The sequence below is a fragment of the Streptomyces sp. NPDC045967 genome (assembly GCF_056430495.1).
In genome coordinates this window covers 1-21,294 of sequence record NZ_JBWKLE010000016.1, presented here as the reverse complement: position 1 = coordinate 21,294, position 21,294 = coordinate 1, and the positions used below count along the sequence as shown (strand labels likewise).

General features: G+C 73.2%; 19 protein-coding genes. 6 read left to right on the top strand and 13 right to left on the bottom strand.

Annotation, left to right across the window (positions count from 1 at the left end; all coding sequences use genetic code 11):
- Positions 1–22: 22 nt before the first annotated feature.
- Complete coding sequence (locus tag AC07FY_RS25235; protein ID WP_479010079.1) at positions 23–1,246, bottom strand: MFS transporter; 1,224 nt, start codon at positions 1,244–1,246, stop codon at positions 23–25.
- Between the two features lie 202 nt (positions 1,247–1,448).
- On the opposite strand from AC07FY_RS25235, the gene AC07FY_RS25230 reads away from it, so the two are divergent.
- Entirely contained in the window at positions 1,449–1,679 is a 231-nt protein-coding gene (locus AC07FY_RS25230; RefSeq protein ID WP_479010076.1) for a DUF6296 family protein, read from the top strand.
- Between the two features lie 25 nt (positions 1,680–1,704).
- Complete coding sequence (locus AC07FY_RS25225; protein ID WP_479010073.1) at positions 1,705–2,325, top strand: L-threonylcarbamoyladenylate synthase; 621 nt, start codon at positions 1,705–1,707, stop codon at positions 2,323–2,325.
- Positions 2,326–2,359: 34 nt separating this feature from the next.
- On the opposite strand, the gene AC07FY_RS25220 is transcribed toward AC07FY_RS25225, so the two are convergent.
- From AC07FY_RS25220 to AC07FY_RS25210, 3 genes are all read right to left on the bottom strand, one after another.
- Positions 2,360–2,716, bottom strand: coding sequence for a hypothetical protein (locus AC07FY_RS25220; protein WP_479010070.1), 357 nt, complete (start codon positions 2,714–2,716; stop codon positions 2,360–2,362).
- Between the two features lie 106 nt (positions 2,717–2,822).
- Entirely contained in the window at positions 2,823–4,769 is a 1,947-nt protein-coding gene (locus AC07FY_RS25215; protein WP_479010068.1) for a helix-turn-helix domain-containing protein, read from the bottom strand.
- A gap of 80 nt (positions 4,770–4,849) precedes the next feature.
- A complete protein-coding gene (locus tag AC07FY_RS25210; RefSeq protein ID WP_479010065.1) occupies positions 4,850–6,250 on the bottom strand; it encodes an MFS transporter in 1,401 nt (466 codons plus the stop codon).
- Between the two features lie 315 nt (positions 6,251–6,565).
- Between AC07FY_RS25210 and AC07FY_RS25205 the strand changes: the two genes are divergently transcribed.
- The 3 genes from AC07FY_RS25205 to AC07FY_RS25195 all read left to right on the top strand — a co-directional run bounded on the left by AC07FY_RS25205 (position 6,566) and on the right by AC07FY_RS25195 (position 8,031).
- The gene (locus AC07FY_RS25205) at positions 6,566–7,030 is read left to right on the top strand and encodes a GAP family protein (RefSeq protein ID WP_479010062.1); all 465 of its coding nucleotides are present in this window, start codon (positions 6,566–6,568) and stop codon (positions 7,028–7,030) included.
- A gap of 204 nt (positions 7,031–7,234) precedes the next feature.
- Positions 7,235–7,675 (top strand): DUF6325 family protein, encoded by a 441-nt coding sequence (locus tag AC07FY_RS25200; RefSeq protein ID WP_479010059.1) that lies wholly within the window; start codon positions 7,235–7,237, stop codon positions 7,673–7,675.
- A gap of 47 nt (positions 7,676–7,722) precedes the next feature.
- A complete protein-coding gene (locus AC07FY_RS25195; RefSeq protein WP_479010057.1) occupies positions 7,723–8,031 on the top strand; it encodes an SHOCT domain-containing protein in 309 nt (102 codons plus the stop codon).
- Positions 8,032–8,110: 79 nt separating this feature from the next.
- Here the strand turns inward: AC07FY_RS25195 and AC07FY_RS25190 are convergent, their stop codons facing one another.
- The 4 genes from AC07FY_RS25190 to AC07FY_RS25175 form a co-directional block, all read right to left on the bottom strand.
- Complete coding sequence (locus tag AC07FY_RS25190; RefSeq protein ID WP_479010055.1) at positions 8,111–9,511, bottom strand: chloride channel protein; 1,401 nt, start codon at positions 9,509–9,511, stop codon at positions 8,111–8,113.
- Positions 9,512–9,545: 34 nt separating this feature from the next.
- Positions 9,546–10,124 carry a potassium channel family protein gene (locus AC07FY_RS25185; protein ID WP_479010052.1) on the bottom strand — a complete coding sequence of 193 codons (579 nt, stop codon included), beginning with the start codon at positions 10,122–10,124 and terminating at the stop codon, positions 9,546–9,548.
- Positions 10,121–11,482 carry a hypothetical protein gene (locus tag AC07FY_RS25180; RefSeq protein ID WP_479010049.1) on the bottom strand — a complete coding sequence of 454 codons (1,362 nt, stop codon included), beginning with the start codon at positions 11,480–11,482 and terminating at the stop codon, positions 10,121–10,123. Before AC07FY_RS25180 ends, AC07FY_RS25185 begins: the two co-directional genes overlap by 4 nt.
- Positions 11,483–11,638: 156 nt before the next feature.
- Entirely contained in the window at positions 11,639–12,925 is a 1,287-nt protein-coding gene (locus AC07FY_RS25175) for a DUF2254 domain-containing protein (RefSeq protein ID WP_479010046.1), read from the bottom strand.
- A gap of 256 nt (positions 12,926–13,181) precedes the next feature.
- On the opposite strand from AC07FY_RS25175, the gene AC07FY_RS25170 reads away from it, so the two are divergent.
- Positions 13,182–15,032: a glycoside hydrolase family 15 protein gene (locus tag AC07FY_RS25170; RefSeq protein ID WP_479010043.1), complete on the top strand. Its 1,851-nt coding sequence runs from the start codon at positions 13,182–13,184 to the stop codon at positions 15,030–15,032.
- A 23-nt stretch (positions 15,033–15,055) separates the two neighbouring features.
- On the opposite strand, the gene AC07FY_RS25165 is transcribed toward AC07FY_RS25170, so the two are convergent.
- The 5 genes from AC07FY_RS25165 to AC07FY_RS25145 form a co-directional block, all read right to left on the bottom strand.
- A complete protein-coding gene (locus AC07FY_RS25165) occupies positions 15,056–16,831 on the bottom strand; it encodes a cation:proton antiporter (RefSeq protein WP_479010040.1) in 1,776 nt (591 codons plus the stop codon).
- A gap of 49 nt (positions 16,832–16,880) precedes the next feature.
- Entirely contained in the window at positions 16,881–17,951 is a 1,071-nt protein-coding gene (locus AC07FY_RS25160; protein ID WP_479010037.1) for a cytochrome d ubiquinol oxidase subunit II, read from the bottom strand.
- The gene (locus AC07FY_RS25155) at positions 17,948–19,423 is read right to left on the bottom strand and encodes a cytochrome ubiquinol oxidase subunit I (protein WP_479010034.1); all 1,476 of its coding nucleotides are present in this window, start codon (positions 19,421–19,423) and stop codon (positions 17,948–17,950) included. The genes AC07FY_RS25160 and AC07FY_RS25155 overlap by 4 nt, the downstream gene beginning before the upstream one ends.
- A 41-nt stretch (positions 19,424–19,464) precedes the next feature.
- Positions 19,465–20,304, bottom strand: coding sequence for an SDR family oxidoreductase (locus tag AC07FY_RS25150; protein WP_479010031.1), 840 nt, complete (start codon positions 20,302–20,304; stop codon positions 19,465–19,467).
- A 138-nt stretch (positions 20,305–20,442) separates the two neighbouring features.
- Positions 20,443–20,733, bottom strand: a complete 291-nt coding sequence (locus tag AC07FY_RS25145) for a hypothetical protein (RefSeq protein WP_479010029.1) — start codon at positions 20,731–20,733, stop codon at positions 20,443–20,445.
- Between the last annotated feature and the right edge of the window lie 561 nt (positions 20,734–21,294).

Here is a 21,294-nt window from a genome sequence, read left to right as displayed (position 1 = left end):
GACGGTTGCGTGGCGACGCGGGCTACGAAAGGACGGCGCGGCTCCTCGGCCGGAACGTGCCGCCGCCCCGGGAGGCGAGCGTGACCGCCACGGAGGCGGCCGCCACGGCGGTCATCGCGGCGCCGGGACCGAGGTACTGGGCGGTGGCCCCGGCGATCGCGGCGCCGATCCCCTGCCACGTCATGCGGCCGGCCGCCTCCACGCCCTGGACCTGGCCCCGGACCTCGTCCGCGGTCAGTTCGAGCAGCCGCTCCTGCAAGGGAAGGGTCGCCGCGAAACCGGTCCCGGCGACGAACACCGCCACCGCCGCGAGCGCGACCGGCGGCTCGCACACGAAGAGCAGGTAGGGCGCGGCGAGGAGCAGCCGCAGGCCGAAGGCGCAGCGGCGGCGCAGGTCTGGGGTCAGCAGGCGGCCGACGGTCAGGTCGCCGAGGAGCATGCCCGCCGATCCGGCGGCGAGGAAGATCCCGGCATGGCCGGGGTCGTAGGAGATGAACAGCGCCTCGCAGCCGACGATCAGGCCGTTGGGCACCCACAGGCCGACCAGCAGCGGGCGCCGGCGGGGGTCGGCGAAGAGGGCGGCGTTGGTGGTCCACGTCCGGCGCAGCCCGGGACGGCGGGTGAGGCGGATGGAGTGCTCCCGCACGGTGGCCGCCACCACGGCGAGGGCGAGTGCGGTCAGGGCGGCGGCGACCGCGAAGACCCCTTGAGGAGTCAGGAAGCGCAGCAGTACGGCGCCGCACGCGTAGCCGAGGATCGCCGTGGCACCGGCGGTGATGTTCATCAGGGAGCGGGCCGGTACGTAGGCGGAGGCGGGCACCACCTCGGCGAGCAGACCCATCCGGGTCCCGGTCCCCAGGGCCTGGAAGAAGCCCAGCCCCAGCAGCAGGGCGAACCGGGCGGCCAGCGGCAGGCCGGGCACCGCCTGGGCGGCGAGCCCCGCCAGGGAGAGGAACTGGAGCAGGACCAGCGTGCGCCGCGGGCGTTTGCCGTCCGCGACGGACATCAGGGTGAGGGCGCCCAGAACCGCGGCGAAGGTGGCGCCGTACATGCTGACGGCCGTCAGGAACGGCGAGTGGGTCTGCCGGTCGACGAGGGTGCCGAGCGCGAAGCCCGACAAGGTGGTCGCCGCGGCCGTCAGGGTGAAGCCGGCGTACAGGCCGGCGAACTCCGCGCTGCGCAGCAGGGCGCGGTATCCGGTGGTGGTGGTGGGCGCCCCGGCGGGCGCTGAACGGGAAATGGGCATGAAAAAAGCCTTCGGACACGGGCGCGGGGCGCTCACTGTCGAAGGCTGCGTGCCGCATTCTAGCACTGCCGGGGCCCGGGACCCCCACCGGCACCCTCCGCGACCGCACGGCGATGCGGTCGCGGCGCCCGGACCGCATGATGAGACGACGGGCGGGCTGCCGTCCGAACCTGCCCGGAGCGGACCGGCCGAAGGGAACGAGATGCACGCGGAGCGCTACGAACTGGTCTTTCCGGAGGGCGCCGACGAGGGCCCGGACGTGGTGGCCGTGAGCCGTACGGAGCGCAGCGGCCCCGGCGGGCATCCCGTCTACTGCGACGAGACCGGCATCGTCCAGGCCGAGATCAGCGACCAGGGCGAGGTGCGCATGCTCCCGTCGAGCGGCCAGCAGATGCCCGCCCTGGGTGTCCGGGCCCGGCCGTTGCCGGGCTGACACCCGTCCCGGGTAGGCTCGGCGGATGGCGAAGTACTTCGATGTGCACCCCGACAACCCCCAGCCGCGCACGATCGGCGGCGTGGCGGACAGCATCCGGGCCGGCGCTCTCGTCGCGTATCCCACGGACTCGTGCTTCGCGCTGGGCTGCCAGCTGGGCAACCGCGAGGGCATGGCCCGGATCCGCTCGATCCGGAACCTCGACGAGCGGCACCACTTCACCCTCGTCTGCCAGAACTTCGCGCAGCTGGGCCAGTTCGTCCACATCGACAACGACGTGTTCCGCGCGATCAAGGCGTCGACCCCGGGCCCGTACACCTTCATCCTGCGGGCGACGAACGAGGTGCCGCGCCAGCTGATGCATCCGAAGAAGAAGACGGTCGGGGTGCGCATCCCGGACCACGCCGTCACCCAGGCTCTGCTGGCCGAGCTGGGCGAGCCGCTGCTCTCCAGCACCCTGCTGCTGCCCGACGAGGACGAGCCCCTGACGCAGGGATGGGAGATCAAGGAGCGGCTCGAGCACCTGGTGGACGCCGTCCTCGACTCCGGTGACTGCGGGACCAGGCCGACCACCGTCATCGACTTCTCCAGCGGCGAGGCCGAGATCGTCCGCGCCGGGGCGGGCGACACCGACCGCTTCGAGTAACCCGGGCGGCCCGGGCCGCGCAGCGGTTCGGCGCTCAGCGGCGGAGCGTGGCGGCCGCTCCCACGATGACGGTACCGACCGAGCAGGTGAGCATGACGGCCCGCAGCGTGCTCGGGTTCCCGCAGGTGATGGCGGTCCGCAACCGGTCCAGCAGCCCCTCTTGGCCCGCGTCGTCGCCACCCCCGCCCACACCCCCGCCCGCATCTGCGTCGGTCGCGGCCCGGGCCTCCCGGCCGGTTGCCTCGCCGCGGCCGGGCTCCCCGGACGGACCGGGCGCGGGGCCCCGGCGCAGGAGAGCGCAGTGGACGCAGGCCGTCCGGTCACCGTCGGCGGCGTCGAGCCAGTACGCGCCGTCGAGGACCGCGTACGTCTCTGGGGTGGTGGCTTCCATGAACCGTGCAACGGGCGCACGCGCGGGTCGGGTACGAGTCCGCGGGCGGTCGCAACCGAATCGGTATCAGCGGTCCGCGCGGGCCCGCGGAACCCGGTCCGCACCGCTAGCGGCCGGCCGGCGGCCCCGCCGGGGTGCCGTCCGTACCCCCGTCCGCCGACACCTGGTGGATGCGCAGCGCCAGTTGGAGTTCCAGCGCCCGCTCGGGCAGGTGCCAGTCGCGGCCCAGCAGCCGCCCGATGCGGTCCAGGCGCTGCACCACCGTGTTGACGTGGACGTGCAGCGCCGCCCGCGTCTTGGCCTGGCTCATGCCGAGCGCGAAGTAGGTCCGCAGGGTGTGCGTGAGGTCGGTGCCGCGCTTGGCGTCGTAGTCCAGGAGGGGACCGAGTGTCTGGCGTACGTAGCCGCCCAGGTCCGTCCGGTCGCCGAGCAGGAGGCCGACGAAGCCCAGGTCCGCGAGGGCGGATCCGGTCCCCCGGTGGCCCAGGGCGTGCAGGGCCGCCAGGCAGCGGCGGGCCTCGGCGTGCGCCTCGGCGAAGTCCGCCGGACGCGTCACCGGCCGGCCGGCCGCCCCGACGGTGACCGGCGCGGCCACGGACTGGCCCAGTTCGGCGGCGAGTGCGGCGGCGCACGAACTGGGGGTGTCGCAGGGGCAGACGAGGACCACGTCGTCGTGGTGCTGTCCGGCCAGCCCGCTGCGCGCCCGCGCCGTGCGGACGGCCGCGGCCAGCAGCCGCGGCCGGGGCACGGTGTCGGCGTGCAGCACGAACACCGCGTGCGGCTGGTCGAGGTCGACCCCGAGGCGGCGGGCGCGGGCGGACAGCCCGGCGGGGTCGGCGGCCCGGGTGAGGAGGTCGCCCAGCAGCTCGCCCCGCACCCGGTCCTCGGTCTCGGCGACCGACCGGCGCAGGAGCAGGAGCAGGGCGGTGACGACGCTGGCCCGTTCGAAGAGCCTGCGGTCGGCGTCGTCGAGGTCGGGCCGGCCGGTCAGGGCGATGCTGCCGAGGAGTTCGTGGCCGGCGAGGACCGCGCACACCCAGGTTCCCCGGACCGGGACCGCGCGGCCGCCCGCCCGGGAGGCGGCGACGGCCTCGGGCGGCGGTGGCTCCGGGTCCGCGCCGGCCCGGGCGAGTTCGGTTCCGTCCGCGTCGTGGATGAGGGTGCCGCCCTGCAGGACGGTACCGATGGCGGTGGCGACCTCGGTGACCCCCGCGCCGCGCAGCACCAGGTCGGTCAGCCGGTCGTGGGCGTCCTCCGCGCGCCGCATGGCCCGGCTGTGCGCCTCGATCGTCTGGGAGGCAGCGTTGAGGTCGACCAGCGCGGTACGGGTCTCCGCCAGCAGCCGGGCGCTGTCGATGGCGATGGCCGCGTGGTCGGCGAGCGAGGCGAGCAGGGCGACCTCGTCCGGTGTGAAGGTGCGCGCGGTGCGGTCGGCGGCGTAGAGGACGCCGATCACGCGGGTGCCCAGGCGCAGCGGCACCCCGAGGATGGCCCGCAGGCCCTCTTCCGCGACGGCGCTGTCGATGGTGGCGGTGTGCTTGAACCGCGGGTCGTCGCGGTAGTCGCCGGTGGTGTAGGGGCGGGCCGTCTCCGCGACCAGTCCGCCCAACCCCTCCCCCATGCCCAGGCGCACCTGCTGGAAGGCGGCGGAGACGGAGCCGTCGGTCACCCTCATGTAGGTGTCGCCGGCCTCGTCGTCGTTGAGGGAGAGGTAGGTGACGTCCGTGCCGAGGAGGAGTTTGGCCCGGTGGACGATGGCCCGCAGGACGGCGTCGGGGTCGCGCAGTGCCGCGAGGTCGCCGGCGGTGTCGAAGAGGGCCGCCAACTCGGCCTCGCGGCGGCGGTGCTGGCTGAGGGTGCGGCGGATGGCGAGGGCGACCTCGGTGGCCTCGGCGATCTCCTGGGCCCGTGCCGTGGGGAGGCCGGCCTGCCGGGCGGCTTCGGCGGCCCGGGCGAAGTCCTCGGCGGGCGCGCCCTCGGCGAGCAGGTCCAGCAGTCGGCGCAGGGCGGTGAACGCCCCGCCGTCGCCGGGGCTGTTCGCGGTGCTCGGCATGTCGGGCTCTTTCCGGGGGCGAGGGGCCGGGCGCCGCCGCTGACGGCGGCGGCGGCCAGGCGCGACTTCGACGACAGGGCCTAGGTGCCGGGGGACGTCAGCTCGGCGTCGGCCCCGGTCCGGTGACCGGGGACCCTGACCGGGCCCGTGCCGGACGGCCCGGCCAGGTTACGCCCGCGGGTCTCCCTCGCGGCCAGCACGGTCGCGCTCGTGATGAGGGTGGCCGCGGCCAGGTAGAGGGAGATGGGCAGCGAGGAGCCGTAGTCGTCGAGCAGGGCCACCGCGATGATGGGGGCGAGGGCGCCGCCGATGATGGAGGCGAGCTGCGAGCCCATCGAGGCGCCGGAGTAGCGGACCCTGGTGTCGAACATCTCGGAGATGAAGGCGGCCTGGGGCCCGTACATCGCGCCGTGGAACAGCAGCCCGACCGTGACGGCGGCGGCGATGACCGGGAAGGACCGGGAGTCGAGCATCGCGAAGAAGGCGAACGCCCAGCCGGTCATGCCCAGTGAGCCGATGAGCGTGACCGGGCGGCGGCCTATCCGGTCGGACAGCGCTCCCCACAGCGGGATGGTGACGAAGTGGACGGCGGAGCCGATCAGGACGGCGTTCAGACCGTCGCTCTTGGACAGGCCCAGGTGGGAGGTGACGTACACGAGCAGGAAGGCCGTCAGGACGTAGTACGAGATGTTCTCGCCGAGGCGGGTGCCGATGGCGGTGAGCACGCCGCGCCAGTTCGTCCGGAACACCTCGACCACCGGCGGCTTCGGGGCGCCGGTGTCACCCGCGGCGGCCTCCGCGGCGGCCTTGGCCTGGGCTTCGAGGAAGAGGGGGGTCTCGGAGACCGACACCCGGATCCACAGGCCGATCACCACCAGCACGCCGGAGAGCAGGAACGGGATCCGCCAGCCCCAGGCGAGGAACGCCTCGTCGGACTGGACCGCGGCCAGCACGGCGAGGACGCCGGTGGCGAGCAGGTTGCCGCCGGGGGCGCCGGCCTGGGGCCAGGAGGCCCAGAAGCCGCGGTCCTTGTCGTCGCCGTGCTCGGAGACCAGCAGCACCGCGCCGCCCCACTCGCCGCCCAGGGCGAAGCCCTGGATCAGGCGCAGCACGGTCAGCAGGATCGGGGCGCCGACGCCGATGCTCGCGTGGGTGGGCAGCAGGCCCATGGCGAAGGTCGCGCCGCCCATCATGACGAGGCTGAGCACCAGGAGCTTCTTCCGGCCGATCTTGTCCCCGTAGTGGCCGAAGACCAGGCCGCCCAGGGGGCGGGCCGCGAAGCCGATCGCATAGGTCAGGAACGCGAGCAGGGTGCCGACCAGCGGCTCGCTGCTGGGGAAGAACAACTGGTTGAAGACGAGCGCTGCGGCGGAGCCGTAGAGGAAGAAGTCGTACCACTCGATGGTGGTGCCGATGAGGCTGGCGGCGACGACCCGCTTGAGGGAACCGGGTGGCGTCGGGGAGGGAGTTGCGGCGGCCATGTGCACCACTTCCAGGCAGGTCCGAGGAGGTTTCCGTGTCGCCACACGGTAGTAAGACGCAGGTCAGGGGCGTATGTGGCGGAGCACCATAGTTCAGGGCCCACGAGTGCGGCCCGCCGCCATGAGTCCCGGCGTCGCTCCCCGCAGGCGTGGGCTGCCCGCCCCCCGGCGGGCAGCCGCATCGCTCCGACGGGCGTCCACCTCTCGCGCGTCCCGCGTTCCCGTGGCCGACTGGGTTCGGCGGACCACGTCCGCGTACAGCCCGGTCTCCGTGACCCTGCGGGCACCGGGTCACGGACGACGGCCGGGTGCCTGGTGCTGGTGATCGCCTGCGTCCTGCCCTTCACCGGCGGAACACCGCCGAGGCAGCACACCGCCCCCTCGACCGCCGTCATCGTCGTCAAGCTCGCCCTCGGAGTCGCGCTGGTCCTCTACGGGTTGCGCAAACGGCGCGGGGCGAGGCGCCCCGGGAAGGAGCCGGCGTGGCTGGGCAGGCTGAGCCGGGCCTCCGGGTGGTCGGCCGCCGGCATCGCCGCCCTGCTGCAGCCGTTCGGCCTCGTCGCCGCGGGGGCCGCGACCGCGGTGAACACCGACCTGTCGCAGGCCGTCACCTGGCTGACGCTGGTGCTCTACTGCCTCCTCGCGGGCTCCAGCCTTTTATCGCGTGCAGCAGTGCCTGGAGCCGGGCGGCCGGGAACGCCGCGTACAGCTCCACCGCCGGCACCGGCCACCGGGACCAGGCCGTCGTCGTCCTGTCCTTGGCGATCGGCTTCTGGCTGACCGGCAGGAGCCTGGACGAACTCACCTGACCCCCGGTCGCCCCCGACCGCCGCCTGCCCACCCGCACGCCTGCACGCCTGCACGCCTGCCGCCGCGAAGGTGCGTGGCCGGTCGCGCGGTGCTGGAATGGAGGGTGGCACAGCGGCGGTCAGCGCACGGCGGCCGCGCCATCGGAGGCGGGAGACCGCCGGACGAGGAGTCGGTATGAGCGTCGACGAACTCACCGAGATGGGGCCGGTCGACTACCTGGTCCTGGAGTTCCCCGGAAACCGCATGACCGGCGAGGGCCTGCCCCTGCTGCTGGATCTCGTCGACCGGCACGTCATCCGGATCCTCGACCTCTCCTTCGTCCGCAAGGACGAGGACGGGTCGGTCCGCGCGCTGAAACTCGCGGACATGGACGGCGACGGGCTGCTCGACCTGGCCGTGTTCGAAGGCGCCTCCTCGGGACTGCTGGACGAGGGGGACCTGCAGGAGGCCGCCTCGGTCCTCGAACCCGGCAATTCCGCGGGCGTCATCGTGTACGAGAACGTCTGGGCCGCGCCGCTGGCGGCCGCTCTGCGCCGTGGCGGGGCCCGGATGGTGGCCAACGGGCGGATCCCGCTCGAGGACCTCCTGCGGGCCGTGGAGGCCACCGAGGTCTGAGGCCGTCCCCTCCGGATCCAAGAGCCCCCGACGACAAGGACACCGCCATGCCTGGTCTGCTCCGCGGGATCGCCCGCACCGCGGTCATCTCCGGTACCGCCACCGCCGTCTCCAACCGGGTCTCGCGCCGGCAGGCCGGCCGATGGGCCCAACAGGACGACGGGCCGGCCGCCGCTGCTCCACCGCAGGCGTACGACGCTCCGGCGCCCGCACCCTCCCCCGCGCCCGGACCGCCGGCCGCGGCGTCGATGGACACCAAGATCGGCCAGCTGAAGGAACTCGCCCAGCTCAGGGACCAAGGGGTGCTCTCCGAGGCGGAGTTCGCGGCGCAGAAGGAGCGCATCCTCGCCCTCTGAACGGGGCGACCCCCGGGCCGGCCCGCCGGCCCTGCCTCACGACGCCCGTGCCCGCCCGCCGCTCCCGCCGGCCCCTGCCTCACTCGGGGACCGCGCGGCCACCCGCGGCCCCCTCCGGGGTCGCGGGCTTCTTCTTCCGCGCGCGGGGCGCCCGGGGGGCCGGGCCCGCCGGGAGCAGCTCGGCGGTCACGAAGGCCGTCACAGCCGCCAGGATCACCACGGGGACCGTGTCGAAGTTCCCGAGCACCAGGACCACGAGGGCCACGCTGCTGACCGGAAGCCGCAGTGCGGCCGCGGACGCCGCTGCCATGCCGGCGGCGGCGCCGGGAATCACCCCGAGCCCGGGCAGCGGCGCGAGCAGCACGCCTGCCGCCGCGCCGAGGAACAGCGCGGGGAACACCAGGCCGCCGCGGAGGCTGCCCAGGCACAGCGCGTACGCGGCGGCCTTGAACACCAGGACGGCCACCAGGGCGCCGACGCTCCAGGCGTGGGGATCGGCCGTCAACTGGGCCATGGTGGCCTGGCCGGACGAAGCCACCTCCACCGGACTGCGGCCCGTGACCACCGCGTACAGAGCCGCGCAGCCCGCGGCGGCGAGTGCACACACCAGCGTGCGGACCAGCGGCGCCGCGGCCACGAACGAGGCGGTCAGACGGCCCAAGACGATCACGAAATGCAGCAGGACGCCCAGGCCGACCGCCAGCAGGACCGCCCACACCACGTCGCCGGTGTCCAGACGCGGGGGCGACATGGGGAAGTGGATGGAGAGGCTGCCCGTATGCAGGCCCGTCCAGCGCCCGAAACCCGTGAACACGATCCCCCCCACGCCGCTCGACAGGAGGGCGGGAAGCATGATGATGAACAGCCGGGGCCCGCCCACGCCCGCCACCTCGAGCAGCAGCACCGCGGCGGCGAGCGGGTTGCCGAAGATGGCCGCGATGGCCGCCGCCGCGCCGGCCGCTCCCAGCAGTGCGGTGCTCTGCGGGGTGTCGGGGGCGCGCACGAGCCTGCGGAACAGCAGGGCCAGACCGCCGCCCAGTGCGATCAGCGGCGCCTCGGGGCCGAGGACGGCGCCGAGCGGCAGGCTCGCGACCGCGGCGAGGACCACCCCGGGCAGGGCGGCGGCCGACGCCCCTCCGGCGTGGAGGCCGTACGCGGGGACGTGACCGCCGGCGCCGGGCAGATGGGTCACGACCAGTCCCACGAGGACCCCGGCGACGGCCAGCAGGGGCAGCGGCCACCAGGCGGGCGGGGTGTCCCAGCCCCATGCCTCCGGCAGGTCGGCCCACAGGACGTGCTCCAGCTCGTGCAGGGCGACGAGGAACCAGAAGGCGGCCAGCGAGATCGGAATGCCGATCAACGCGCTGAAGACGAGGAGCTTGCGGTAGGCGGGCGTCCGCAGCAAGTCCCGCAACCGGTCGGCCTCGGAAACCTCCTCCGGCTCTCCGGAGGGAGCCGGGCCGGCCTTCGGCGTCGTCATGGACGGCGTCCTTCCAGGGTCGGGGACGTGCACGTCATGGATCGCGCCGCTCGGAAGCGGCGCCGGACTGGCGCCGTTCCAGTCCGAGCCGTACGGCCCCGACCATGACCTTCGCGATCAGCCCGACGAGGACGAGGTCGGCCACCATCTGGAGGGTGGTCAGCACCCGCGCCGTCGGCGAGAGGGGCACGATGTCGCCGAAGCCGACGGTCGCGAACACGGTCACGGTGAAGTACAGGGCGTCGGTCCGGCTGAGCGGCTCGGAGAAGGAGGCCGGCCCCTGCTCCCGCGCGTACAGGAAGTACGTGGCCGCGAACAGCAGCAGGAAGAGCGGGACGGCGGTGGCCAGCGCTTCGACGGCCCGCAGCCGGGGGTAGGGCGAGGTGACGATGCCGGCCGTCTGCAGCGCGAGGAGCGCACCGATGCCCAGCAGACCCAGGGTCAGCCAGGTGGCGGTGTGCCGGTCGGCATCGCGGTCCAGGGGGAGCAGGAAGTACAGCGCGACGGTCGCCGCCACCACGACGGAGGAACGCAGGAGCGGAAGGAGGAAACGCAGACGGCCGGAGGGGCGCCGCCACCACCGCGTACCGCCTGCGCGCGGCGCGTCGCTCATGAGGGCAGCGGTTCCTTCCCGCCGTCGCGTCGGCGCGGCCCGTCCGCCGTACCGGGGTCGTCGAGGAACTCCCGCACCGCGAAGGCGAGGAGGACCGCGGCGACGATCCACAGCACGACCGCCGTGGTCGGGTACGACCAGATGACGAGGACGACCAGGGCGGCCAGGAGGATCGCCCCGCCGATCCAGCGCTTGTACCGGTGGACGAAACGGCCCACCGCGCCCAGCCGCAGGCCGCTCGAGGCGGCGGTGCCCCGCACGGACGCGATCGCGCCGGCGCATGCCCGCCGCACCGCGACCGCGGGCCGCGAGGGTCCGCTCAGGAAGGCGGCGCAGGCCGTCACCAGGGCCACGGCGGCGACCGCCCGGACGGTGGCCCGCAGGAACCTCACGAGCGCGTCGAAGACGGCGGCCGCCGCGTCCTGCGACACCGCGGCCGGAAGCCGGTCGAGGTAGATGCTGCGGAAGACGGCCAGGCTGACGCCGAGCACGAGCATCCCGAAGGCCACGCCGAGCGCCGTCGCCACCAGCACGCGCCGCCGGTGCGCGGCCAGCAGGACCGCCGCCGCGGCGAGCAGCAGGGCGATCACGCCGAGCCACGAGCCGAGGATCTGCAGGATCCGGGTGTACGTCTTCACCTTGGCGAGCTCGTCCGAGGAGAACACGACGAAGTCGGTGTGCACCTCGGGGATGCCGGCGGCGCGTGACAGGCCGGACTTCACCAGCTCGTCCTTGGCCCGTTCGACGATGGGGGCGATGTCGACGGCCACCTGGTCGCCCTTCAGCGTCACGGCGCCGCCGCCCTTGCCGGTGAGCGCCTTGTCCAGGGAGCGGTGTGCCACCCGGTTGGCGTCCGTCCACAGGGTGGCGAACGCCGGGCTCGCGACGACCCGGTGGACCGTGCTGCTCACCAGCTCCTTGAGGCCGTTCTCGATGGGGCCTTCGAGTTCACCGATCAGCTTGGCCAGGGCGGGGGGCGCCCCTTCCTTGCCGGCCTCCGAGGAGAGCTCGGCGACCAGGGACTTCACATCGATCCGGTCGAGGATCGCGGTCGTGGCGCGGTTGGTCACCGCCGTCTGCACGGCCGGGTCGTCGGCGAGCGGCGCCACGGTGTCGACGTACCGTCCGGTGTCCGCCACCATGCTGTTGGCCCACACGGCGACGACGGCGAGGACGGAGAGCACGGCGGCCAGGATCGCCAGGACGGCGGAGAGCAGCGACCGCCACCGGTGCCGTCGCGGCCTCCCGCCGCTCTCCAGCTCCGCGATCCGCCGCTTCAGATCGGCCAACTCGTTCGGCTGCCCCTGCGTCGGGGGCACGGCGCGGGAGGGATCCGGCCGGCTGAGCTGGGGTTCCATACGGATCTCCTGGAGGGCGCTTCGGGGCGGCGTCGGGCGGCGGAGCACCCGCCGTCAGTCCAGCAAAGGTGCTCCACCCCGCTCCCGCGACCGGAGCGGCGTCACGTTCCCCCTTCTGGCGCAGGCGCCGAGCGGGGGGAACGGACGGGGAGGGGCTTACGCGGGGTGCTGCCCGCCGATGCCCTGGTGGTCGGGCTGGAGGGCGATGGCCCGGCGGGCCGGGTCGGCGAACTCGCGTTCGACCGCGGCCCGGAGCAGGTCCAGCTGGGTCCGGACGGAGGGGTGCTGCCAGGCGGGAAGGGCTTCGAGCAGGCCCTCGAGCAGGGCGCGGAGCCGCCGGCAGACCTGCACGGACGAAGCCCCGTACTCCCGGATCTCGCAGACGGCGAGCTGGAGGTAGTTGTCCCAGTCCCGCCCCGGGAGGACGAGGCGGGCGGCGCCGTCCCGATCGGCCAGGACGTACCGGCCGGGGAGGCGGGTGGCGCCGACCGTGTGCAGCAGCCCTTCGATGTAGTTCATCACCTGTACCGCGGTGGTCGGGTCGTTGACCGCCGGTGACAGGGCCCTGATGGCGATGTCCACGAGGACCCGCAGGGCGAAGGCGGGGTCCTGTTCGATCGTGCGCTCGGCCCCCAGGGCGACCCGACCGCACACCCGTGCCGGGTCCGGGGCGGATGTTCCTCCGTGCACCTCCGCCAGCACGGTGCCGGGCGGTACGAAGTCCCCGATCAGCCGCGTCACCACCAGCACGCAGTCGTGGCGCGCGGCCTCCGCGACCAGGCCCCGCACGTCGAACGCCTGCACCGCCCCGCCGCGCACGCTGCGGATGCGCACCACGGGACCCTCCGACGGCGCCGGCACGTCGCCGTGGGGGGCGGCGCCCCGGATCTGCGCGGCGCCGGTGGTGAAGACGCCCTCCCCCATGCGCGCGACCCGTTCGGCGATGGCCACCGGCCGTAGACCGTGGGTGAACCGGTTGAGGTAGACGAGCAGGAGGACAAGGCTGACCGCCACCGCCGCACCGGCCAGGGTCACCCCGAGGTCGGGAACCGAGTCGGTCTCGACGCTGCGCAGCAGGGAGAAGGCGAAGGCGAAGGCCCCCGTGAACATGGCCAGTACCGCCTTCTGCAACCGGTCGCGGTACCACAGGCGCATGTAGCGGGGCGAGAGGGTGCCCGTCGCCTGCTGCACCACCAGCACGCCGATGGTGACGACGAAGCCGAGCAGCGCCACCATCGCCCCCACGATGGCGGTGAGCACGCCGCTCGCCGTCGTCGCCGAGTAGTGCCAACCGCTGGGCGGCCAGTCGGCCCGGTCGGCGGCCAGCGCGAGCTCGGCGAGCAGGGTGCCGAGGACGAGACCGAGCATCGGCACGATCCACAGGCTGGCCATCACGTACTGCCGCAGCCGGAACCGGTCCGCCCAGGAGGTCGGCACACCCACGCCACACGCCCCCTTCGCCTGGAGGAGTCGGGTGCTCGGCAGGCACACGAGACGGGCCCTCGGGAAGAGCCGTCAACCCACGGTAGGGCGGCCACTGTCCCGCCGCAGCCGCGGCACTCCCCGCCGCCGGGCGCAGGGCGGCTCGACAGGACGCGCGCACCCGGTCGGCCTAAGCTGATCGGGTGCCGCAGGACCCCAGCCGACCGCGGTGTGAACGCGCCGGCGGTGTGGTCGCCCGGCGCGGGAAGGGGCCACGATGGATGCCTACCCCCTGATCGAGGACCACGGCCTGATCGGTGATCTGCAGACCGCGGCCCTGGTGACGACCGATGCGACGATCGACTGGTTCTGCTGTCCGCGCTTCGACTCGCCCAGCGTCTTCGGCGCGCTGCTCGACCGGCGCGAGGGCGGCCACTTCACCGTGCGGCCGGTCGCCGAGACCTACACGACCAAGCAGCTCTACCACCCGGACACCGCCGTTCTGGTGACGCGCTTCATGACCGAGGCCGGAGCGGGCGAGGTCGTCGACTTCATGCCCGTGACCGGCACGACTGCGACGGACCGGCACCGCCTGGTGCGGATGCTGCGGTGCGTCCGGGGCAGCATGGCGTTCGAGGGGGAGATCGCCCCGCGCTTCGACTACGGCCGCAAGCCGCACGAGTTGCACGTCACGGAGCACGGCGCCCTGTTCACTTCCGAGGGGCTGGACCTCGCCGTCCACCCCGTCCGGGAGCCCGACGACGAGCGCCTGCTGAGCACCCTCTCCGGCGACACGGACCTGCGCTTCTCCCTGAGCCTGCGGGCAGGGCAGCAGCGCGGCATGGTCCTCGAGTCCTCCCCCGGCGGCCCGCCGCGGGAGTTCCGGGTGGAGGAGTTCGAGCGGCTCTTCGGCGAGACGGTCCGCTTCTGGCGCTCCTGGCTGGGGCAGTCCACCTACTCGGGCCGCTGGCGGGAGGCCCTGGAACGCTCGGCCGTGACGCTGAAGCTGATGACCTACGCGCCGACCGGCGCACTGGTCGCCGCGCCCACGGCGGGGCTGCCCGAACAGCTGGGCGGGGAGCGCAACTGGGACTACCGGTTCACCTGGATCCGCGACGCCTCGTTCTCCGTGTACGCCCTGCTCGGCCTGGGGTTCAAGGAGGAGGCTGCCGCCTTCATCGAGTGGCTGCACGCCCGGGTGAAGCAGGAGGCCGGCCAGGGGGACGACGCCACGGGGCCGTTGAACGTCATGTACCGGGTCGACGGCTCCACCGACCTCGCCGAGGAGACCCTGGAGCACTGGGAGGGCTACTGCGGCTCCGCACCGGTCCGCATCGGCAACGGTGCGGCCGACCAGCTCCAGTTGGACATCTACGGCGAGGCGCTCGACAGCATCTACTTCGCGCACCAGCGCGGCATGCACCTCGACACCGGGGGCTGGAAAGCCCTGCACACCCTGCTCGACTGGCTGGTCGACCACTGGGACCAGCCCGGGGAGGGGCTGTGGGAGACCCGGGGCGGCCGCAAGGACTTCAGTTACGGCCGCGTCATGTCGTGGGTCGCCTTCGACCGCGCCGTGCGGATCGCCGCCGACGACGGCCGTCCGGCGGCGCGCGGCCGCTGGGTGGACGCACGGGACGACATCTACCGCCAGGTGCTCGCCAAGGGGTGGGACGCGGACAAGCAGGCGTTCGTCCAGCACTACGGCGACGACGTGCTGGACTCGTCGCTGCTGCGGATGCCCACGGTCGGCTTCATCACGCCGCAGGACCCGATGTGGAAGTCCACCCTCGATGCGATGGAACGCGAACTGGTCAGCGACAGCCTGGTCTACCGCTACAACCCCGAGGCGTCACCCGACGGGCTGCGCGGCTCCGAGGGCACCTTCTCCCTGTGCACCTTCATGTACGTCGACGCCCTGGCGCGGGCCGGCCGCACGGACACGGCCAGACTGGTGCTGGAGAAGATGCTCACCTACGCCAACCACCTGGGCCTGTACTCCGAGGAGATCGACCTGACCGGGCGGCAGCTCGGCAACTTCCCGCAGGCCTTCACCCATCTGGCCCTCATCGACGCGGCGCTCACCCTGGACCGGCTGCTCGGGGGGTCGTCCGGCAGCGGGAGGTAGGGCACGGAGCGGGTTGGCGCCCGTCACCGTCCGGCGGGGGCGGGGACGGGACCGAGGAGGACGACGGTGTCGCCCTCCTTCGGGACGGCCGCCTGCCGTTCGGTGACCGGGACCAGCCTGCGGTCCGCGCGCACCACGAAGAGCGTGTCGTGCTCCCGCGGCAGCGTGTGGGAGAAGGGCCGCACCACGAACCGTGCCCCCCGCTCGTAGCGCTCGGCCAGCACGTGCCGGACCAAGGAGCGGCCGAAGAGGATGTCGCCACCGGTGTAGGGGGCGACCACGCCGTGGCTGTCGTGCGGGGGCCCGACCCGGTACACGGGCCCCTCCACGTTGTCCCGTATCGTGATCGACGCCAGGGCGTTGAAGTCGTCGTCGTCGGTAGCCAGGAAGACGGCCGTCACCCCCTCCAGGCGCGCCCCGGGGTTGATGGCGGTGGCCAGCAGCTCGCCCTTGGCCAGGTCGAGGGCGGCGAGCTTGATCGCCTCCCGTTCCTGTTCGCGTCCCGCCCACATCAGCACGTCGAGGCCGGCGGACCGCAGGGCACGGCCCAGGTCGATCACCCACGGCTGGCCGCCCACGAGGAGGACGCGCGTGCCCTCCTTCTTGACCACGCCCAGCCGTCTGGCGACGGGCACCGCCGTCAGGGCGTACAGCACGACGGTGCCCACGATCACCAGGAAGGTGACGGGGAGGATCTTCGTCGCGCCGGCCACCCCCCGTTCCACCAAGCCGGCGGAGAAGGCCGAAGCCGTCGCCGCCGCGACGATGCCGCGCGGATCCATCCATCCGACGAAGGCGCGTTCGCCCCGTGATAGGTCCGTGCCCGCCGCGGCGCCGAACGCCACGAGCGGCCGGACGACCAGGACCAGGATCGCGATGAGGGCGAGGGAGGGCAGGAGCACCGGCACCACGGACGCCGGCGTGACGGTGGAGGAGATGGAGATGAAGAGCAGTCCGATGATCAGCTGGACCAGGGTCTCCAGGAAGGGCCGGCGCGCGGGCATGTCGAAGCCGCGGATGTTGGAGACGGCCAGTCCGGCCACGACTCCGGCGATCAGCCCCGTGTCGTCCCGCACGACGTCGCAGACCGCCGCCACGCCGATGACGACGGCCAGTTGCGCCAGGGTTCCTGGCGTCTCGCCGAGCCGGAGCGTGCGCAGGGTGAACCACAGCAGCGCGGTGGCCACGGCCCCGCCCAGCAGCCCGAACGCGAGGCTGAGGCCGAACTGGCCCAGCTGGTAACCCCGTCCGATGTCGATCCGGTGCGACGACGCGACGGCGTGGAAGGTGAGCGCGCCGAGGATGGCGCCGATCGGGTCGATCAGCGTCCCCTCCCAGATGAGGATGCGGCGCACCTTGTCGCTCGGGCGCACGAAGTCCAGCAGGGGCCCCACGACGGTGGGCCCCGAGACGACCAGGATCATGCCGAGCATCGCGGCCACGCGCAGCGGCATGCCGAACATCGCCGGTCCCACCGCCCCGGTGACGAGGAAGGTGAGCAGTACGCCGTACACGAGCAGCCTGATCACGACCCCCCGGGCGTGGTGGGCCAGCTTGCGCAGGTCCAGTCCCAGGCCGGCGTCGTAGAGGATGACGGCGACGGACAGCGACACCAGGGCCGAGAAGTCCGGCCCCAGCAGCTTGTCCGGGTGGATGACGTCCGTCATGGCGCCGGCCGCGAACCCCACGGGGAGCAGGATGATCAGCGCCGGGACGCGCAGCTTGTTCGCCAGGATCTGCGATCCGGTGGCGAGCACCACCGTCAGGGCGAGTCCCAGGAGGATCTCGTCGTCGGTCACAGCGGCTTCCTCCGTCGGAGTGCGGGCGCGAAGGGGAGGTCGAGGGGGGTCAGGACGTCGGCCGGCTGTCGTGTCCCGCACCCTCGCCCGGCGCGCCGCCCTCCCGGACCAGCTCGGCGTCGGTGAGCTCCTCGAGCTCCCCGCGGGTGTCGAGCCAGTAGAGGAGGACGACGGCCGGCACGACGAGCACCAGGGCCACCAGGGTGACGATCGCCAGCCACGTCAGCGTGGCGGGATCACCCGCGGCATCGGCCACGGTCAGCGACGTCGGGAGGAGGTAGGGGCGTTGCGCCGTGCCCCAGGCGAAGACGGCGGCGGCGACGACACCGACCGCCGTCACCCGGACCCACGCGCCAGGCCGTCGCCGGAGCAGCCACGCCGTCACGACGGAGGCCGCGCCGGCCAGAACGACGAAGAGCAGCCCGAGCCCGCGGGTGAGCCCGTGCCACACGTGGGGGGCGTCCGCGTGGGTGACGAAGCCCGTGGCCACCGCGAGGACGCTGACCACGGCGAGACTGGCGAGCGCCCGCCGCCGGAAGTAGCCGATCAGGTCGGGCGCCTCGAACCGGCGGGCGTCCGCGGTGAGGAACACCGCGCCCAGGAAGGCCGTCGTCGCGATGGCGACCAGCCCGAAGAGCAGGGAGGTGGGGTTGGCCCAGGCGTCCGCCGACGCCGCCGTACCGGGCGCCACCCGTCCCGACGCGACCCCGCCGACGGCGGCGCCGAGGAAGAACGGCGTGACGACCGAGGCCACGGCGAACACGGCCCCGTACAGCCGCCGGTCGGCGAGCCGCCGGGACGGCTTGCGGAAGGCGAAGCCGGCGCCGCGCAGGACCATGCCCGTGACGGCCAGCGCCAGCGGGAGCCACATCGCGGAGAACACCGTCTGGAACAGGACCGGGAAGCCGGTCCACATGATGACGAGAACGAAGATCAGCCAGACGTTGTTCACCTCCCAGACCGGGGCCATGGCGTGGTCGATGAGCCACCGCGGACGCCGGCCGCGTTCCGTGCCCCCGGCCGTCAGGTCCCAGAAGCCGGCCCCGTAGTCGGTGCCGCCGGCGCAGGCGTAGGCGGTCACGGCCAGGAGCAGCACCACGGCGATGAGGTCGGCGATCACGGGCTGCCTCCCTCGGGCCGGGCGGGGTCCTTCGGGGCGGAGCCGCCCACGGGCAGCGGTGCGCGCGGCCCGTAGGGGGTGTCGGCCTCCGGGGCGTGGCCCGTCCCTCCGGCGGCCCGCTCCGCGTCGGCGCGCCGCCATCGCGTACGCATCTTCAGCAGCACGACGAGGAAGGTGCCGAAGAGGCACGCGTACACCACCACCACGACGCCGAGCATGATCCACAGGGTGGTGGAGCGGGTCGAGGTCACCGCCTCGGCGACCTTCATGTTCTGGTAGACGATCCAGGGCTGGCGGCCCACCTCGGTGGCGATCCAGCCGCATTCGACGGCCACGACGGAGCCGGCGCCCGCGCAGGCCGCCGAGCGGTAGAACCACGGCGAGGCGGGCAGCCGGCGGTGCCTCAGCCAGACCAGTCCGTACCACAGCGCGAGCAGGACGAGGGCGGAGCCGATGAGGACCATGACGTCGAAGGCCCAGTGCGCGATGGTCGCCTGAACGGCCGTGGGACGCTGGTCCGCCGGGACCGAAGTGAGCCCCACCACCTCGGTGTTCGGGCTGAATCCGGCGAGCACCGAGTCGAGCAGCGGGATCTTGATGCCGCCCGCGACCGTCCCGTCCTCCCGCAGGCGCCCGAAGACGTACTCCGGTACGCGCGTGTCGGTGTCCCAGACGATCTCCATCGCGGCGAACTTGACCGGCTGCTTGTGGAACACCGACCGGGCGATGGAGTCGCCGAGGACGAGCTGCACCGGGGTGAGGACGGCGGCGATGGTGAAGGGAACGGCGAAACCGAGCCGGTGGTAGCGGTCCCGGCGGCCGCGCAGCCAGCCGACGGCGTAGACCCCGGCCACCACGAAGCCCGCGGTGATCACCATCGCCACGACGAAGTGCCAGTACTGCGGACCGAACATCGGTGTGAAGATCGCCTTCCGGACGTCCACGTCGACCGGGTTGCCCTTGGAGTCGAGGGAGAAGCCCTGGGGCGTGTTCATCCAGGAATTGGCGGCCAGGATGCCGAAGGCGCCGAGGAGCGCGGCGAACGGCAGCGGCAGCCCGAGCAGGAAGTGCGTCCGGGGATTCAGCCGCCGCCATCCGTACAGGTAGATGGCGATGAGCACGGCCTCCAGGAAGAACGCCCACGCCTCGACGCCGAAGCCGATGCCGAAGACGTCGCCCCACCGCCCCATCAGACCGGGCCAGAGCAGGCCGAACTCGAACGACAGCACCGTGCCGGTGACGATGCCGAGGGCGAACTGCACCGCCATGACGGCCGACCAGCGGCGGGCCAGGAGCAGGGCCGTGGCGTCGTTGCGGCGCAGCCCGCGGTGGTGCATGACCAGGGTGATGAAGGGAAAGGCCACACCGAGGGGTACCAGGATGATGTGGGAGCCCAGGGTGAAGGCCATGAGTTCCCGGGCCGGCAGGAGTTGCGCCGGGGCATCCGCCAGCAGGTGGAGCGAGGTGGGCATGTAAGCCTTCGCCCTTCGTGGACGTCAGGGGCCGGGAGGGGTCATCCGCCGGTGGCGAAGCCCGGGAAGAGCGTCATGCCGCCGTCGACGTACAGGGTGGTCCCCACCACGTAGTCCATGAGGTCGGAGGCGAGGGCGACCACGGCGTGGGCGATGTCCTCCGGGTCACCGATCCGGTCGTAGGGGATCAGCCGGAGCAGGTCCTCCCGCGCTTCGGGCGTCTCCCAGGCGTCCCGGTTGATCGGCGTCTTGATGGCCCCCGGCGCGACTGCGTTCACCCGGATCCGCTCGGGTGCGAGCTCCTGCGCCAGGGTCCGCATCATCATCTGCACACCGCCCTTGGAGGACGCGTAGTTCACGTGGCCCGCCCAGGGGATGAGCTGGTGCACCGAGCTCATGCAGATGATCTTCCCCGCGGAGCGGGACACCTCGGGTACCACGCCCCGGCGCCGGAACTCCTTGACCGCCTCCCGGGCGCACAGGAACTGGCCGGTGAGATTGACGTCGAGGACCTTCTGCCACTGGGCGAGGGTCATGTCCGCGACCTGGGAGTCGCGTTGCAGCCCCGCGTTGGCGACCAGGATGTCGATGGTCCCGAACTCCTCGACCATCCGGGCGGTCATGGCGACGACCTGGTCCTCCTGGGACACGTCGGCCTCGTAGGCGGCGGAGCGCACCCCGAACGAGGCGATCTCCTCGGCCACCTCCTCGGCGGCCTCGCGACCCGCCACGTAGTTCACGACCACGTCGGCGCCGGCCCGGCCCAAGCCGAGGGCGGTGGCCTTGCCGATGCCCGAATTGGCACCGGTCACCAGGGCTTTCTGCCCTTGCAGCAGACGGGTCGGGATCAAGTCCTGCGGTGCCCCCGCGGTGGCATTCATGCCGTCTGTCCCCTCGCCGCGCGATCAGGCCCTGTCCGGCGGCAGCTCGGCCGGGCACGCCCACGCAATCACCGGAGTCGGCGGACCGGCATGTCCCGCGGACGGCGGTTGCGCCATTTCGCCGAGCATCTTCGTCCGTTAGGAGCAGCGGACCGCGTTCCAGCCCAGCCGGGCCAGGATGTGGTCGCCGACCCGCAGGGCGATGGCGGTGAGGGAGGGGTTGACCGCGCCGATGCTCGGGAAGACCGGGTGGCGCTCGTTCGCCGAGGCCGGCAGCAGCGCGGCGGAGCTGACCGCCCCGCAGGAGACGACCACGAGGTCGGCGGTGAAGCGGACCTCCGAGCCGTCGGGGAGCCGGCCGGCGGCCGCGCTGACGCCGCGGCCCCCGGCACCGGTCCCCAGGCACACCACTCGGGTGTGCGTGGCCATCACGACGCGGGGATGGAGCAGGGCCCGGCTCGGCGCGGATCACCTCCGCGTCGGACTTGCCGCCCACCGGGCAGGGGAAGCCGTCGACCCGGTTGCACCGGATGCAGACGCAGGTGTGCGTGGCACGGCCGTCGGCGTCGTGGCTGAGGTTGACGCCGATCGGCAGGGGGAAGGGGTGCACGCCGCGCTTCTCCAGGGGCGGTTCCGCCGTGGTTTCGCGTGTCATGGGTGGCGTCCCGGAGGTCACGTCCCCACGGGCCGACCGCTGGTGCGCGTCTGTCGCCGACCGGGCGCGCTCGTACGGGTCGTCATGACGTGCCCCTCGCTGTCGTCCCGTCCGTGCGTCCCGCCGGGGTGGTCCGTCCGGTGGGTCGGATACCTCCGATCCGGCCCAGGTCCTCCCCCGGTGCACGTCGGAGGGCGGCGCGGGCCCGGGGGGGGGGGGGGTGCCCCCCCCCCCCCCCCCCCCCAACGCTTGCAAACACGCGCCACGACGAGGACTTGCCACCGCGAGCCCTACCCGGCGGGTCCCCCCCGTCGGTAGAGCTATGACATGTACCC